Source organism: Streptomyces sp. H39-S7 (assembly GCF_027158205.1).
In the GTDB taxonomy this organism is placed as follows: domain Bacteria; phylum Actinomycetota; class Actinomycetes; order Streptomycetales; family Streptomycetaceae; genus Actinacidiphila.
Window position 1 is genome coordinate 17,565 of the sequence record NZ_JAPVLU010000067.1, and the last position, 15,958, is coordinate 33,522.

Genomic DNA, 15,958 nt, shown 5'->3' on the forward strand with positions numbered 1-15,958 from the left:
CAAGGAGATGACCGTGACCATCGTGGAAACCGTGGACACCGTGGGCGACCACGCCGAACGCGCCGAGCGCGCCGCCGGCACCGCGCGGCTGCTGCACGAACTGCTCGACACGACGGCGGCCCTGCGACCCCGGAACATCGCCGTGCGTGACTCCCGCGACGCCTGGACCTGGGAGAACCTGGTCCAGCAGAGCCACAGGGTCGCCGGCTGGCTGCGCGAGCAGGGGGTGGGCGCGGGCGACCGCATCGTCGTGCGGCTGCCGAACGTCCGCGAGATGGTGGCGCTGCTCTACGCCGCCTCCCGGATCGGGGCGGCCCTCGTGCCGATCAGCGCCGAGATGAAGGAGTTCCACCTCAGGGCCGTCATCGCCAACTGCGAGCCGAAGGCCGTCGTGGTCGTGGACGGCCTGGCGGAAGGCGTTCAGGCGCTGACGGAGGTGCCCGTCCACGAGGTCGGCGCCGTCTGGGCCGCCGCCACCTCCGACACCGGGGTCCGCGTCACCTCCGAGGGAGCGTCGACCGACTCCCCCGCCGTCCTCATCTACACCTCGGGCAGCACCGCCACCCCGAAGGGCATCGTCTGCCCGCACGCGCAGATGTCGTTCGCGGCCGACGCGATCAACCAGGTGCTCGGCTACCGCGCGGACGACGTCGTCTTCTGCCGCGTCCCGCTCTCCTTCGACTACGGCCTGTTCCAGGTGCTGCTGACGTGCCTGTCCGGCGCCGAACTCGTCCTCGCCGACGGGGAGGCCGACCCCAAGCTGCACCTCCTGATCCGGGAGACCGGCGCGACGATCCTGCCGCTCGTCCCCTCGCTCGGCGGCCCGCTGATCCGGCTCGCCGAGCGTGACCCGCGGCCGACCAAGCTGCGGATGTTCACCAGCACCGGCGCCGCCCTGGAGCAGCGGATCATCGACGGGCTGTGGCGCTGCTTCCCCGACGCCCGCGTCGTGCGGATGTACGGCATCTCGGAGTGCAAGCGGATCACCGTCATGCCGCCCGAGGAGGACCGTACGCGGCCCGGCTCGTCCGGCCGTCCTCTCCCCGGCACCCAGGTGACCATCCTCGACGAGGAGGGCAACCCGGTCCCGGCCGGCGGCAGCGGCGAGATCACCGTCACCGGCCCGAACGTGATGGCCGGCTACTGGCGGCTGCCCGAGATCACCGCCCGCACCTTCCGCACCGACCCGGAGACGGGCATCACCCGCCTGCACACCGGTGACTACGGGTCGCTCGACGCGGACGGCTACCTGTACTTCGAGGGCCGCCGCGACGACATGTTCAAGCGCAAGGGCATGCGGGTCAGCACCATCGAGATCGAAGCCGCCGCCATGGACATCCCGGGGGTGCGGAACGCCGCCGCCCTCAAGCCGACCGCCGACCGCGACCTGCTGTTGTTCGTCGCCGCCGACCTGCCGCCGCAGACCGTGCTGCGGGAGCTGGCGCAGCGGCTGGAGGCCGTCAAGGTCCCGTCGCTGTGCAAGGTCATCGACGACTTCCCGCTGACCGCCAACGGCAAGAACGCCAAGCAGCAGCTCGAAGCGCTGCTGGCGGCGGAAGAGCCGGCCGCCGGATGACCATCACCGAGGCCACGGCCGTTGTGACGGACGAGGAACTGATCGCCCGCTACGGATCCCCGCTCTACGTCTACGACCTGGACCGCGTCATCGCCGCCCGTGACGACCTGCGGGCCGCCCTGCCGGAGCAGTTCACCCTCTTCTACTCCCTGAAGGCCAACCCGCACCCCGGGCTGGTCCGTGCCCTCGGCGAGGGCGACCGGCCGTGCCGCGCCGAGGTGTGCTCGACCGGCGAGCTGGCGTCCGCGCTCGAAGCCGGTCACCGCGCCGACCGGATCCTCTACTCCGGGCCCGGCAAGACCGCGGAGGAGATCTCCGCCGCCCTGACCGCGGGTGTCCGCACCTTCTCCGTCGAGTCGCTGGGCGACCTGCGGCGGCTGGGAGCACGGTCGGCCCTGCACGGCACCACCGCCGACGCCCTGATCCGCGTCAACAGCGCGGCGGCCGCGGCCACCACCAGCATCCGGATGACCGGGACCCCCTCTCAGTTCGGCTTCGACGCGGAAGGTCTCTCCGACCTGCTGCCGGAGATCCGCGCGGTGGAGGGGATCCGGGTCGCGGGCGCGCACTTCTTCCCCCTCAGCAACTCCAAGGACGAGGCGAGCCTCATCGCCGAGTTCCAGGAGACCATCCGCGGCGCGGCACGCCTGGAGGCCGAACTCGGCACGCCACTGCGCCTGCTGGACATCGGCGGCGGCTTCGCCGCCCCGTACTCGGTTCCGGGCGCCCGGCCCGTCTACGGCAATCTGCGCGCCGAGCTGGAACGGACCCTGGACGAGCACTTCCCGCAGTGGCGGCAGGGCGTCCCGGAGATCGCCTGTGAGTCGGGCCGCTACCTGGTCGGGGACAGCGGTCGGCTGCTGACCACCGTCACCAACGTCAAGCAGAGCCGCGGCCGGACCTTCGCGGTGCTGGACGCGGGCATCAACACCCTCGGCGGCATGGCCGGTCTGGGGCGGCTGCTGCCGCTCTCGGTCGAGCCGAAGGCCGGGAGGGGCAGCGACGGTGAGGCGACGGACGAGGTCGTCGTCACCCTCGCCGGGCCGCTGTGCACCCCCGGCGACCTGCTCTCCCGATCCGCCCGTATGCCCGTCCCGCGGCCCGGCGACGTGATCGCCGTACCCAACGTGGGCGCGTACGGGCCCACCGCGAGCCTGCTGCTGTTCCTCGGCCGCCCCGCACCGGCCGAAATCCTGCTCAGAGCCGGTGAAGTGACGTCGGCGTCGCGCCTGATCTCTTCCCGCGCAGAAATCGACACTGGAGTTCAGTGATGAGCGAGTCCGCATCCCACGAGTCCACCGCAGACGGCTCCGCCGTCGATCCGGCCGACCGGGCCGAGCCGATCGACCTGGCCGAACTGGCCGGCCTGGCCGAGGCGGAGCAGTACCGACGCCTGCTCGCGGTGGTCCGGGGGGAGGCGGAAGCGGCGCTGCGCAAGGCCGGTCGGGAGGGGCGGATCCCCATCGACCTGTCGCAGCCGTTCCTGCAGCTCGGATTCGACTCCCTGGCCGTCGTCGACCTGCACCGCAGGCTCAGCGACGCGACGGGGCTCGACCTGCCGATCACCATCGCCTTCGACCACCCGACGCCCACCGCGCTGGCCAGACAGCTGATGTGGGAGGCCTTCGGCGTCCGGTTCGACGGCCGCACGGCCGGCGGGTCCGCACCGCTCCCGCAGGACGCCACGGCCCCGGCCGCCGGCTCCGACGAGCCGATCGCGATCGTCGGCATGGCGTGCCGCTACCCGGGCGGCATCAGCTCGCCCGAGCAGCTGTGGGACCTGGTGGTGGGCGGCCGGGACGCCATCGGCCCGCTGCCCACCGACCGCGGCTGGGACGTGGAGGGCCTCTACGACCCGGACCCGGACGCGCCCGGCAAGACGTACACGCGGGAGGGCGGCTTCCTCTACGGGGCCGCCGAGTTCGACGCCGACTTCTTCGGCATCAGCCCGCGCGAGGCCGCCTCCATGGACCCGCAGCAGCGGCTGACCCTGGAGACCTCCTGGGAGGCGTTCGAGCGGGCCGGCATCGACCCCGCCGGGCTCCGCGGATCGGCAACCGGCGTATTCGTCGGGGCCGAACCGCAGGAGTACGGCCCCCGGCTGCACCAGGCGCCCGAGGGCTACGAGGGATATCTGCTGACCGGCAGCGCCACCAGCGTCATCTCGGGGCGCGTCGCCTACACCCTGGGCCTGGAAGGCCCGACGCTGACGGTCGACACCGCCTGCTCCGCGTCGCTGGTCGCCCTGCACCTCGCGGTCCAGTCGCTGCGCGCGGGCGAGTGCTCGCTCGCGCTCGCGAGCGGCGTCGCCGTGATGTCCAGCCCCGGCGCCTTCACCGCGTTCAGCCGGCAGCGCGGACTCGCGCCGGACGGGCACTGCAAGCCGTTCGCCGAGGCCGCCGACGGGACGTGCTGGGGCGAAGGGGTCGGCGTCCTCGTCGTCGAACGCCTCTCCGACGCGCGACGCAACGGCCACCGGGTGCTGGCGGTCGTGCGCAGCAGCGCCATCAACCAGGACGGCGCGAGCAACGGCCTCACCGCCCCCAACGGACCCTCCCAGCAGCGCCTCATCCAGCAGGCACTGGCGAGCGGCGGCCTCACCGCCGCCGACGTGGACGCCGTCGAGGCGCACGGCACCGGAACGAAGCTCGGCGACCCGATCGAGGCGCAGGCCCTGATCGCCACCTACGGGCAGGGCCACGACGCCGACCACCCGCTGTGGCTCGGTTCGGTGAAGTCCAACATCGGCCACACGGCAGCCGCCGCGGGTGTCGCGGGCATCATCAAGATGGTGCAGGCCCTGCGCCACGAGACGCTGCCGCCCACTCTGAATGTCGATACACCGACACCGCATGTGGACTGGTCGGCGGGTTCGGTGGAGCTGTTGACGCAGGCGCAGCCGTGGCCGGTGCGGGAGCGTCCGCGGCGGGCGGGGGTGTCGTCGTTCGGGATCAGTGGGACGAACGCGCATGTGATCGTGGAGGAGGCTCCGGTGGAGGCCGGGGCGGGAGGCGTTGCGGGGGTTGGGCTGCCGGCGGTGCCGGTGGTGCCGTGGGTGGTGTCGGGGAGGACGCCGGAGGCGTTGCGGGCGCAGGCCGCGCGGTTGCGGGAGTTCGTGCTGGCTGATGCGGGTCTGGATGCGGTGTCGGTGGGTGCGGCGCTGGCGACGACGCGGGCGGGTTTCGCGCATCGCGCGGGTGTGGTGGCGACCGATCGTGCGGGTCTGCTGGCGGGTCTGGACGCGGTCGTGGACGGCCAGGCCAGGACCGGTGTGGCGGGTGCCGGTGATCTGGCGTTCCTGTTCACCGGGCAGGGCAGCCAGCGGGCGGGGATGGGGCGTGAGCTGTACGCGGCGTTCCCGGTGTTCGCCGAGGCCTTGGACGAGGTGGCGGCCACGTTCGACGAGCACTTGGACCGTCCCCTGCTGGACGTGCTGTTCACCGACGATGATCGGCTGAACCAGACGGGCTTCACGCAGCCCGCGCTGTTCGCGCTGGAAGTGGCGTTGTTCCGGCTGCTGACGTCGTGGGGCGTTCGGCCGCAGGTGCTGGCGGGTCACTCCATCGGTGAGCTGGCGGCCGCGCATGTCGCGGGCGTCTGGTCGTTGGAGGACGCGGCCCTGCTGGTGGCCGCTCGCGGCCGGCTGATGCAGGAACTGCCGTCCGGCGGTGCGATGGCGGCGATCCAGGCCACCGAGGCGGAAGTACTACCGCAGCTCACGGAGCGGGTGGGGATCGCCGCCGTCAACGGGCCCACCTCCATCGTCGTCTCCGGTGACGAAGAGGCAGTGGCTCAAGTCATCGCCCACTTCGACGAACTGGGCCGGAAGACCAAGCGCCTGACCGTCAGCCACGCCTTCCACTCCCTCCACATGGAGCCGATGCTCGACGAGTTCCGGCGCTTCGCCTCCATCCTGGAGTACTCGGCACCGTCCATCCCGATCGTGTCGACGCTGACCGGTCGCGCCGCGACCGCCGAGGAGCTGACCGACCCCGAGTACTGGGTCCGGCACGTGCGCGAGGCCGTGCGCTTCGCCGACGCCGTCACCACCCTCCAGAAGCAGGGCGTCACGACGTTCCTGGAGCTCGGCCCGGACGCCGTGCTCACCGCCATGGGTGCCGAGAGCGTCACCTACGCCGTACTCGTCGCCACGCAGCGCCGCAGCCAGGACGAGGCGCCGGCACTCGTGTCGTCGGTCGTCGACCTGCACACGCGGGGTGTCGAGGTCGACTGGCGGGCCTTCTTCGGCACGGGCGCCACCACCCCGCTGCTCGATCTGCCCACCTACGCCTTCCAGCGGGAACGCTACTGGCTGGACGACGTGACGGGCTCCGCCGACCCCTCGGCCCTCGGGATCGAGGCCGCCCCGCACCCGCTGCTCGGCGCCGTCGTCGCGGTGGCCGGCTCCGACCGGCTCGTGCTCACCGGCCGGCTGTCACTGCAGACGCATCCCTGGCTCGCGGACCACGCCGTGGGAGACACGGCGCTGCTCCCCGGCACCGGCTTCGTCGAACTGGCCGTACAGGCGGGCGACCGGGTCAGCTGCCCCGTACTGGAGGAGCTGACGCTCCAGGCGCCGCTGCTGCTCGACGGCTCCGGCGCGGTCGAGTTCCAGCTGGTCGTGGAGGAACCCGGTCAGGACGGCAGGCGGGCGCTGGGGATCTTCTCCCGCCCCTCCGGGACCGACGACTCCCCCGGCTCCCCCTGGACGCGGCACGCCGAAGGTCTGCTGCGGCCCGAGGACGCGGCTGCCACCGCCCACCCGGCCGACAGCGCGTGGCCGCCCGTTGGAGCCGAACCCATCGAGGTCGAGGGCGCCTACGACCGGATGCGTGAGCAGGGATATGGCTACGGGCCGTCCTTCCAGGGGTTGCGCGCCGCCTGGCGCCTGGGCGAGGAGGTCTTCGCAGAGGTCGCACTGCCGGAAGGCGTCGACGCCACCGGCTACGCCCTGCACCCCGCTCTCCTCGATGCCGCGCTGCACGCCATCGGCCTCGACCGGCCCAGCGAGAACGCCGAGCTTCCGTTCGCCTGGACCGACGTCGTCCTGCACGCCTCCGGCGCGACCGCCCTCCGGGTGCGGGTCACCCCGGCCAACTCGGGCTACGCCCTGCGCCTGTCCGACGTACGGGGCGGCCCGGTCGCCGACGTCGGGGCGCTGGTGCTGCGCCCGGTCGTGGCGGGCGAGTTGACGGCCTCCCGGTCGGCGGCTGCGCGGGATCTGTACCACGTGGAGTGGTCGGCACTCCGGGCCGGCGAGACGTCCTCCGGTGGTGATGCGGTGCTGGTGCGTGTGCCCGCACGGGTCGAACCGATCGAGGCGCTGACGGCCGTGCTCGCCGAACTGCAGACCCTGTTGGCGCTCGATGACGAGCGTGGGTTGGTGGTGGTGACGCGGGGTGCGGTGGCGGCTGTGTCGGGTGAGGGTGTGACGGATGTGGGTCAGGCTGCGGTGTGGGGTCTGGTGCGGTCGGCGCAGTCGGAGCACCCGGGTCGGATCGTTCTGCTGGACTGCGATGCCGATGAGATTCCCGAGGGTGTGCTGGGCTCGGGTGAGCCGGAGTTGGCGGTGCGCGGCGGGTCGGTGTTCGTGCCGCGTCTTGCGCGTGCTGCGGGTGCTGGTGATCCGGTGGTGTGGCGTACGGATGGCACGGTGTTGATCACCGGTGGTACCGGTGGTCTGGGTGCGTTGCTGGCCCGGCACCTGGTCACCGCGTACGGGATCCGCAACCTGCTGCTGACGAGCCGCCGGGGCCCCGACGCGCCCGGTGCCACCGAACTCGCGGCCGAGTTGAAGGCGTTGGGTGCGGCGGTGACCGTCGCTGCGTGTGATGTGTCGGACCGGGAGGCGCTGGCCGCACTCTTGGACGGGGTGGAGCTGACGGCGGTCGTGCATACCGCGGGTGTGCTGCGTGATGCGACGTTCGCCGCCCTGACCCCGCAGCATCTCGCGGAGGTGTGGGCACCGAAGGCGGACGCGGCCCGTCACCTGCACGAACTGACCGCGCACCTGGACTTGGACGCGTTCGTGCTGTTCTCCTCCGCTGCCGCCACCTTCGACGGCACCGGACAGGGCAACTACGCCGCCGCCAACGCCTACCTCGACGCCCTCGCCACCCACCGCCGCACCCACGGACTCCCCGCCACCTCCCTCGGCTGGGGCCTGTGGTCACCCGAAACCGGCGGCATGGCCGCAGAACTGTCCACAAAGGACCTGGAGCGGGCAGCGCGGGCCGGGACCCCGGCACACAGCGCTGCGGGCGGTCTCGCGATGTTCGATGCGGCCGTGGGCGGGGTGTACGCCCACGTCCTGGCGCTGCGGCTGGAGGCCGGGGCGCTCGGGCGCCGGGCGGCCGCCGACGGCGTACCCGCCCTGCTGCGCGGCCTGGTCCGTACCCCGGCCCGGCTCGCCGCCTCGGGATCGGCGGGCGACGCGTCACTGCAGGAGCAGCTCGGCCGGCTGCCTGCGGACGAGCAGGGGCGCTTCCTGCTGTCCCTGGTGCGTACGCAGGTCGCGGCCGCTCTCGGCCACTCCGGTCCGGACGCGGTCGATCCCGCGCGCGGGTTCGGCACCCTGGGCTTCGACTCGCTCGCGGCCGTCGAACTCCGCAACCGGCTCGGCACCGCCACCGGCCTGCGACTGCCCGCCACCCTCACCTTCGACTACCCGAACGCCACCACGCTCGCCCGCTACCTGCGGGAGAAGCTCGTCGGCGACGAGACCGCCGGTGCCGCCTCCTCCGCTGGAGCAGCAGCAGCCATCGTCGCGGCCCGGCGGTCCACGGACGACGACCCGATCGCGATCGTGGGCATGTCCTGCCGATTCCCGGGCGGGGTGCGCACTCCCGAAGAACTGTGGGACCTGCTGGCCAAGGGCCGGGACGCCATCGCGGACTTCCCCGAGGACCGGGGCCCGAGCTGGTACGACGCCTACGACCCCGACCCGGAAGCCGTCGGCAGGACGTACTCCAAGGCAGGCGCGTTCCTCGACGACGCGGGGCAGTTCGACGCCGACTTCTTCGGCATCAGCCCGCGCGAGGCCCTGGCCACCGACCCGCAGCAGCGGCTGCTGCTGGAAGCATCGTGGGAGGCGTTCGAGCGTGCGGGGATCGATCCGGAGAGCTTGCAGGGGACAGCGACTGGGGTGTTCGCGGGGGTCATGTACCACGACTTCGCGCCACGCCTCCGTGACGTGCCGGAGGAGCTCGCGGGCTACCTCGGCAACGGTGGCCTGGGCAGCGTCGTCTCCGGCCGCGTCTCGTACGCCCTGGGCCTGGAAGGCCCCGCGCTGACGGTCGACACCGCCTGCTCGTCCTCGCTCGTCGCCGTCCACCTGGCCGGCCAGGCGCTGCGCGCCGGCGAGTGCTCGCTGGCCCTGGCCGGTGGCGTCACCGTGATGACCACCCCGGACACCTTTGTCGACTTCAGCCGTCAGCGCGGCCTCGCCGCCGACGGCCGCTGCAAGCCGTTCGCGGAGGCGGCGGACGGCACCGGCTGGGGCGAAGGGGTCGGTGTCCTCGTCCTGGAGAAGCTCAGCGACGCGCGGCGCAACGGCCACCGCGTCCTGGCAGTTGTCAGGAGTAGCGCGATCAACCAGGACGGCGCCAGCAGCCAGCTGACGGCCCCCAACGGGCCCGCCCAGCAGCGCGTGATCCGGCAGGCCCTGGCCGCCGGTTCACTGACCACTGGTGACATCGATGTGGTCGAGGGACACGGCACGGGCACCCGGCTGGGTGACCCGATCGAGGCCCAGGCGCTGCTGGCGACGTACGGGCAGGAGCGGGCGGAGGGCCGGCCGCTGTGGCTGGGTTCGGTGAAGTCGAACCTGGGGCACACGCAGGCCGCGGCCGGTGTCGCGGGCATCATCAAGATGGTGCTGGCCATGCGGCACGAGGAGCTGCCGCGCACGCTGGGTGTGGACGCGCCGAGTTCGCATGTGGACTGGTCGGTCGGTGACGTTGAGTTGCTGACGGAGGCGCAGCCGTGGCCGGTGCGGGAGCGTCCGCGGCGGGCGGGGGTGTCGTCGTTCGGGATCAGCGGGACGAACGCGCACGTCATCGTGGAGGAAGCGCCTGCGGATGCTCCGGCGGAGGACGTTGCGGTTGTAGCTCTGCCGGTGGTGCCGTGGGTGCTGTCGGGCAAGACGCCGGACGCCGTCCAGGCGCAGGCCGCCCGGCTCCGCGCCTTCGTCCTGGCCGACCCGGAGCTGGACCCGGCGGCCGTCGGATCCGCGCTGGCCACCACCCGCTCGGCCTTCACCCACCGCGCGGGCATCGTCGCCGCCGACCGCGACGGCCTGATCGCCGGCCTGTCGGCGCTGGCGGAAGGCGGCACCGCCGCCGGCACGGTACGCGGGACGGCCGGCTCCGGGCCGCTGGGATTCCTCTTCACCGGGCAGGGCAGCCAGCGGGCGGGGATGGGACGCGAGCTGTACGCGGCGTTCCCGGTGTTTGCCGAGGCCTTGGACGAGGTCGCGGCTGCACTGGATGTGCACCTCGAACTGCCGCTGCTTGAGGTGCTGTTCGCGGAGGACGGCGACCGGTTGAACGAGACGGGCTTCACGCAGCCCGCTCTCTTCGCGCTGGAAGTGGCGTTGTTCCGGCTGCTGGAGTCCTTCGGGGTCCGGCCGCAGGTGCTGGCCGGTCACTCCATCGGCGAACTGGCGGCAGCGCATGTCGCGGGCGTGTGGTCGCTGGAGGACGCCGCACTGCTGGTGGCCGCTCGCGGCCGGCTCATGCAGGAACTGCCTCCCGGCGGTGCGATGGCGGCGATCCAGGCCACGGAGGCGGAAGTTCTGCCGCAGGTGACGGAGAGGGTGGGGATCGCGGCCGTCAACGGGCCTACCTCCATCGTCGTCTCCGGTGACGAAGAGGCAGTGGCTCAAGTCATCGCCCACTTCGACGAGCTGGGCCGGAAGACCAAGCGCCTCACCGTCAGCCACGCCTTCCACTCCCTGCACATGGAGCCGATGCTCGCGCAGTTCGCCGAGGTCGCAGCCGGTCTGACGTACAGCGTGCCCTCGATCCCGATCGTCTCGACGCTGACCGGTCGCGCCGCGACCGCCGAGGAGCTCACCGACCCCGCCTACTGGGTCCGGCACGTCCGCGAAGCCGTCCGCTTCGCCGACGCCATCACCACCCTCCAGGACCAAGGCGTCACCACCTTCCTGGAACTCGGCCCCGACGCGGTCCTCACCGCCATGGCCGCCGACACCACCACCGACACCACCACCCTCATCCCCACCCTCCGCCGCGACCACAACGAACCCCAACTCCTCACCGAAGCCCTGGTCCGTCTCCACACCACCGGCAACACCATCAACTGGCCCACCCTCCTCGGCACCAGCCACTCGCCCATCGACCTCCCCACCTACGCCTTCCAACACCAGCACTACTGGCTCGCCGACACCGCCCCTTCCACCGGCGACCCCTCCGGGCTCGGCCAGAGCGACACCACCCACCCCCTGCTCACCGCAGCCATCGCTCTCCCCGACACCGACGCGCTGCTCTTCACCGGGCGGCTGTCGCTCACCACCCACCCGTGGCTCGCGGACCACGCCGTCAACGGCACCGTCATCGTCCCCGGCGCCGCCCTCGCCGACCTCGCCATCCACACCGGCGACCACACCCACACCAGCACCCTCGAAGAGCTGACGCTCTCCGCACCGGTCGTGGTGCCGGAGACCGGTGCCCTTCACCTGCGGGTCAGCATCGGCGGGGCGGGAGAGGAGCGGACGCTGTCGGTGTTCTCGCGGCCCGAGGGTGCGGCGGAGGACGAGCCCTGGACGCGGCACGCGGACGGGCTGCTCACCTCCCACGCCACCGCTCCCCACTTCGATCTGGCCCAGTGGCCGCCGGCCGGAGCCGACTCCCTACCCGTCGACAGCCTCTACGGGACGCTGGCCGCGAGCGGCCTGGAGTACGGGCCGCTGTTCCAGGGGCTGCGCGCCGTCTGGCGCCTCGGCGACGAGGTCTTTGCCGAGGTCGCGCTGCCGGAGGGCACCGAAACGACCGGGTTCGGGCTGCATCCGGCGCTGCTCGACGCGGCGCTGCACGGCATCGCGTTCTCCGGGGCCGACAGCGGAGTGGCCGAGCTGCCGTTCGCCTGGTCCGACGTCGCCCTCTTCGCGACGGGCGCGACCGCGCTGCGGGTACGCATCACCCCGGCAGGCTCGGGCTACGCCCTGCACCTGGCCGATCAGCAGGGCGCTCCGGTCGCCTCCGTCGGCCTGCTCGCCCTGCGTCCGGTGAACACCGCGGTGCCGGCCCAGGCCGCCTTGGCCCGGGATCTGTACGAGATCCAGTGGTCGGCGGTGGATGCTGCCCCCGCTGCCGAGGGCTCGGACACAGTCGATGAGAGCGCGCTGCTGCGCGTCGTGTCGCGGGCCGATGCCCGGGTCGCCGTCGTCGATGTCCTCGCTCAGGTGCAGGGGTGGCTGGCCGAAGAATCCCCCGCCGGTTCCGGTGACGGCCGGCTGGTCGTCGTCACCCGGGGCGCGGTCGCCGCGCTGCCCGGGGAGGACGTCACCGACCTCGCCCAGGCCGCCGTGCACGGCCTCGTCCGAGCCGCGCAGGCCGAGCACCCGGACCGCATCATCCTCATCGACACCGACGCGGATGCCACCACCGGTCGGATACCCGCAACCGTCCTCACCACCGACGAGCCGGAACTCGCCGTCCGCAACTCCCAGTTGTACGCCCCACGCCTGACCCGCATGACGCCGTCCGCCGAGACCGACGCAACCCCCTGGCGCACCGACGGCACCGTCCTCATCACCGGTGGCACCAGCGGCCTGGGCGCGCTCACCGCCCGCCACCTGGTCACCGAACACGGCGTCCGCAACCTCCTGCTCACCAGCAGGCGCGGCCACAACGCCCCCGGCGCGGCAGAACTCACCGCCCAACTCACCGACGCGGGCGCCACCGTCACCATCGCCGCCTGCGACGTCTCCGACCGCAACGCCCTCGCCACACTCCTGAACGACCAACCACTCACCGCCGTGATCCACGCAGCCGGCATCATCGACGACGGGACCGTCGAGTCCCTCACTCCCGGCCAGGTGGGCACGGTGTTCGGCCCCAAGGCCGAGGCCGCCCGCCATCTGCACGAGCTGACGGCGCACCTCGACCTGGACGCTTTCGTGCTGTTCTCGTCGACGGCCGCCACCTTCGACGGCACCGGACAGGCCAACTACGCCGCAGCCAACGCCTATCTCGACGCGCTCGCCACCCACCGCCGTACGCACAACCTCCCCGCGACCTCGCTCGCCTGGGGCCTGTGGGCGCCGGAATCGGGCGGCATGGGGGCGGATCTGACGCAGGCGGATGTCGACAGGGTGGCGCGCGGCGGGGCGCCCGCGCTGGGGCGCGAGGCGGGTCTCGCGCTGCTCGACGCGGCGCTGCTCGCCGGGAAGGCGCACCTGCTGCCGGTGCCCTTCTCCACCGCGGCGCTGGAGGCGCGGGCGGGGGGCCAGGGTCTGCCGGCCATCCTGCGGGGGCTCGTCAGGGCGCCCGTGGCGCGGCGCGGCACCGTACTCTCCCCTGCCGATGCGGCAGCCCCGGAGAGCCTGAAGGACCGGCTGCTCAAGCTCCCGCCGGCCGAGCGCACGCCGGTCGTCCTGGACCTCGTGCGGAGCGAAGTGGCGGCCGTCCTCGGGCACTCGGGCGTCGATGCCGTCGATCCGGCGCGCGGCTTCGGCGGGCTGGGCTTCGACTCGCTCGCCGCCGTCGAGTTCCGCAACCGGCTCACGCCGGCGACCGGGCTGCGGCTTCCCGCGACGCTGATCTTCGACTACCCGACCTCCGAGGCCCTCGCCGAGTACATCCGCGAGCAGCTGGCACCCGCGCCCTCAGGCCCGGCGGCGCTGCGTGCCCTGGAGGCCGAACTCGCGGACCTGGAGGACCGGCTGGTCACCACGACCGGCAACGGCGACGTCGACGCCACGGACCACACCCGCGTCACCGACAGCCTGCGGGCCCTGGTGGCCCGCTGGACCGCACTGCGCGCCGGAGCCGCCGAGGCGGGCGCGTCCGCCGCCGAGGACGCGGCGGAGCTGGCCTCGGCCGACGCCGACCAGCTCTTCGACATCCTCGACAACGAGTTCGAACACCTCGACTGAACCAGCTGAACCGACCGAACCGGCCGCCGTATCCCCGCATGACCCGTTTGAGGAGAGATCCGACATGGTTGCTCAGGACCCCGCGACGACAGCGGCCACCCGTAAGGAGACGGACCTTTGGCTGCTGGAGCGGCTGGTACCGGGATCGGGCGTCAACAACCTGTCCCTGACCTTCGACGTGGCCGGTGAGATCGACACCGCGGCACTGTCCCGCGCGCTGACCCTGGTGGTGCGCAAGTACGACATCCTGCGCACCGTCTTCCGCACCTCCGAGACCGACCTCACCAAGGAGGTGCTGGAGGCCGACGCGATCACGTCGATCGAGGTCATCCCGGTCGACGTCACCCCGGTCGACGTCACCGAGGACGGTGACGAGGGTGAGGAGGGCCTGCAGGCCGCCGTCGAGGCGTTCGTGGCGGAGCCGTTCGCCCTGGACGGGAGCCCGCTCGTCCGGGCGGCGCGCTTCCGGCGGCCGGGCGGGGCCGGCGACGTGGTGAGCGTCGCCCTGCACCACCTGGTCTTCGACGCGATGTCGACCGTCACCCTCCTCGGCGAGCTGATCAGCGCCTACCAGGCGCCCGACGCGTACTCGACCACCCCCGTCGCCGCGGTCGTCGAGGCGGAGCCGTCCGAGGAGAGCGTCGACTTCTGGCGTGACCAGCTCCGTGGCTTCCGGGGCGCGGACGACGGCCTCTGGTACGGGAATCCGGCCTCGGCCACGCCGAACCTGGCGGGCGACACCCTGCAGTACCCGCTCTCCGACGACGCCCTCGCCGTGGTGGCCCGCCTGCAGCGCGAGCTGCGCGCGCCGGAGGCCGTGATCCTGCTGGCCGCCTACTACCTGCTGCTCGCCCAGCACGGCGCCGGCTCGGACATCGTCGTCGGCTCGCCCGTCAGCGTGCGCCCGCCCGGCCACGAGGGCGCCATCGGCTACCACGTGAACGTGCTGCCGCTGCGCGTGCGGATGGACCCGGCCAAACCGTTCAAGCGGCTGGTGAACCGGGCGCGCGCGGTCTTCCTGGAGAGCCTCGGCGAGCCGGGGGTGACCGCCGAGTCCGTGCTGGACGAGGTGCGGGACGGCGACTCCTCCTCCTGGCGGAACTCGCTCTTCAACCACCTCTTCAACTACGTTCCGGGCGGCACCTCCGGGACGTTCGAGGTGGCGGGGCACCCGGCGCGGATCCGCGGGGTGGAGAACGGCTTCAGCAAGTTCGACCTCGAGTTCTTCTTCATGCCGGAGCCCGAGGCGGCGAGGACCACGATCCGCGCGGTGTTCCGCACCCAGGTCTTCTCCCCCGCCGAGGTGGCCCTGCTCCTCGCCCGCTACGACGCCCTGCTGTGCGCCCTCGGCGACCAACTGGACCGGCCCATCGGTGAGATCTCCGGCTGGAGCCCGGGCGACCACGCCGCCGTTCTCGCGGGCCACCGCGACGGGCTGCCCCGGGCCCTCGCGGGCCCGCCCGTCGCGCCCTTCTCCGGCTACCTCAAGCTCTCCGCCAAGGCCGACCCCTCCGCTCCGACCCGGGCCTTCGTGGCCGCCCCCGACGGCACGGAGCTGCCGGTGGGCGTCCGCGGGGAGCTCTGCCTCGCCGCGGAGGACGTCACGCACACCGGTGACGTGGCCCGCTGGCTGCCCGACGGGCGGATCGAGATCCTCGGGCGGCTGGACCGCCGGGTGACCGTGCAGGGGCTGGCCTTCGGCCTGGAGGACGTCGACGCCGCGCTGCTCGCGCACCCCGCCGTCGACGCCGCCGTCACGGTCGCCGTGGGCGGGGTCCTCGTCTCGTTCGTCGCGACCGCCATCGGCGCCGGGGCCGGTCCCGACCTGCTCGACCAGCTCCGGAAGCAGGTGCGCACCGACCTTCCCGGCCCGGCGGAGCCGTCCCGCATCATCGTCACCGAAGGGCTTCCGACCGTGCACGGTGCTCCTGACCTGCAAGGCCTGCGGCTGCGGGCCGAGGAGCTGCTGCGGACCGAGAGCGCGCCGGAGCCGGTGGACACCAGCGAGCTGACCCGGGCGCTGATCGCCCTGTGGAAGCAGTTCCTCCAGCGCGAGGACCTGGACGCGAACTCCGGCTTCTTCACCAGTGGCGGCCACTCGCTGCTCGCGGTCCAGTTGCTGCAGCGCGTCAAGCGCACCACCAACATCCAGGTGAAGATCCGGCTGGCCGACCTGTTCGCACACCCGACCCCGGAGAAGCTCAGCACGTACATCGCCGGCAAGCAGGCGTGATCGACGGCTGATACGCCGAGGGGGCTCGTAC

At 72.6% G+C, this 15,958-nt stretch carries 4 protein-coding genes; all 4 read left to right on the top strand.

Features of this window, described 5'->3' with window-relative positions; genetic code table 11:
* Positions 1 to 7 precede the first annotated feature (7 nt).
* The 4 genes from O3X23_RS38865 to O3X23_RS38880 all read left to right on the top strand — a co-directional run bounded on the left by O3X23_RS38865 (position 8) and on the right by O3X23_RS38880 (position 15,927).
* A complete protein-coding gene (locus tag O3X23_RS38865) occupies positions 8 to 1,576 on the top strand; it encodes an AMP-binding protein (protein WP_443048110.1) in 1,569 nt (522 codons plus the stop codon).
* Positions 1,573 to 2,847: a type III PLP-dependent enzyme gene (locus tag O3X23_RS38870; protein WP_269278374.1), complete on the top strand. Its 1,275-nt coding sequence runs from the start codon at positions 1,573 to 1,575 to the stop codon at positions 2,845 to 2,847. Before O3X23_RS38865 ends, O3X23_RS38870 begins: the two co-directional genes overlap by 4 nt.
* The gene (locus tag O3X23_RS38875; RefSeq protein ID WP_269278376.1) at positions 2,847 to 13,694 is read left to right on the top strand and encodes a type I polyketide synthase; all 10,848 of its coding nucleotides are present in this window, start codon (positions 2,847 to 2,849) and stop codon (positions 13,692 to 13,694) included. Before O3X23_RS38870 ends, O3X23_RS38875 begins: the two co-directional genes overlap by 1 nt.
* A gap of 64 nt (positions 13,695 to 13,758) precedes the next feature.
* A complete protein-coding gene (locus O3X23_RS38880) occupies positions 13,759 to 15,927 on the top strand; it encodes a condensation domain-containing protein (RefSeq protein ID WP_269278378.1) in 2,169 nt (722 codons plus the stop codon).
* The last annotated feature ends 31 nt before the right edge of the window (positions 15,928 to 15,958 follow it).

Coding starts and splice junctions, on each gene's coding strand:
- O3X23_RS38880 (WP_269278378.1), top strand. CDS start 13,759: ATGGTTGCTCAGGACCCCGCGACGACAGCGGCCACCCGTAAGGAGACG.
- O3X23_RS38870 (WP_269278374.1), top strand. CDS start 1,573: ATGACCATCACCGAGGCCACGGCCGTTGTGACGGACGAGGAACTGATC.
- O3X23_RS38865 (WP_443048110.1), top strand. CDS start 8: ATGACCGTGACCATCGTGGAAACCGTGGACACCGTGGGCGACCACGCC.
- O3X23_RS38875 (WP_269278376.1), top strand. CDS start 2,847: ATGAGCGAGTCCGCATCCCACGAGTCCACCGCAGACGGCTCCGCCGTC.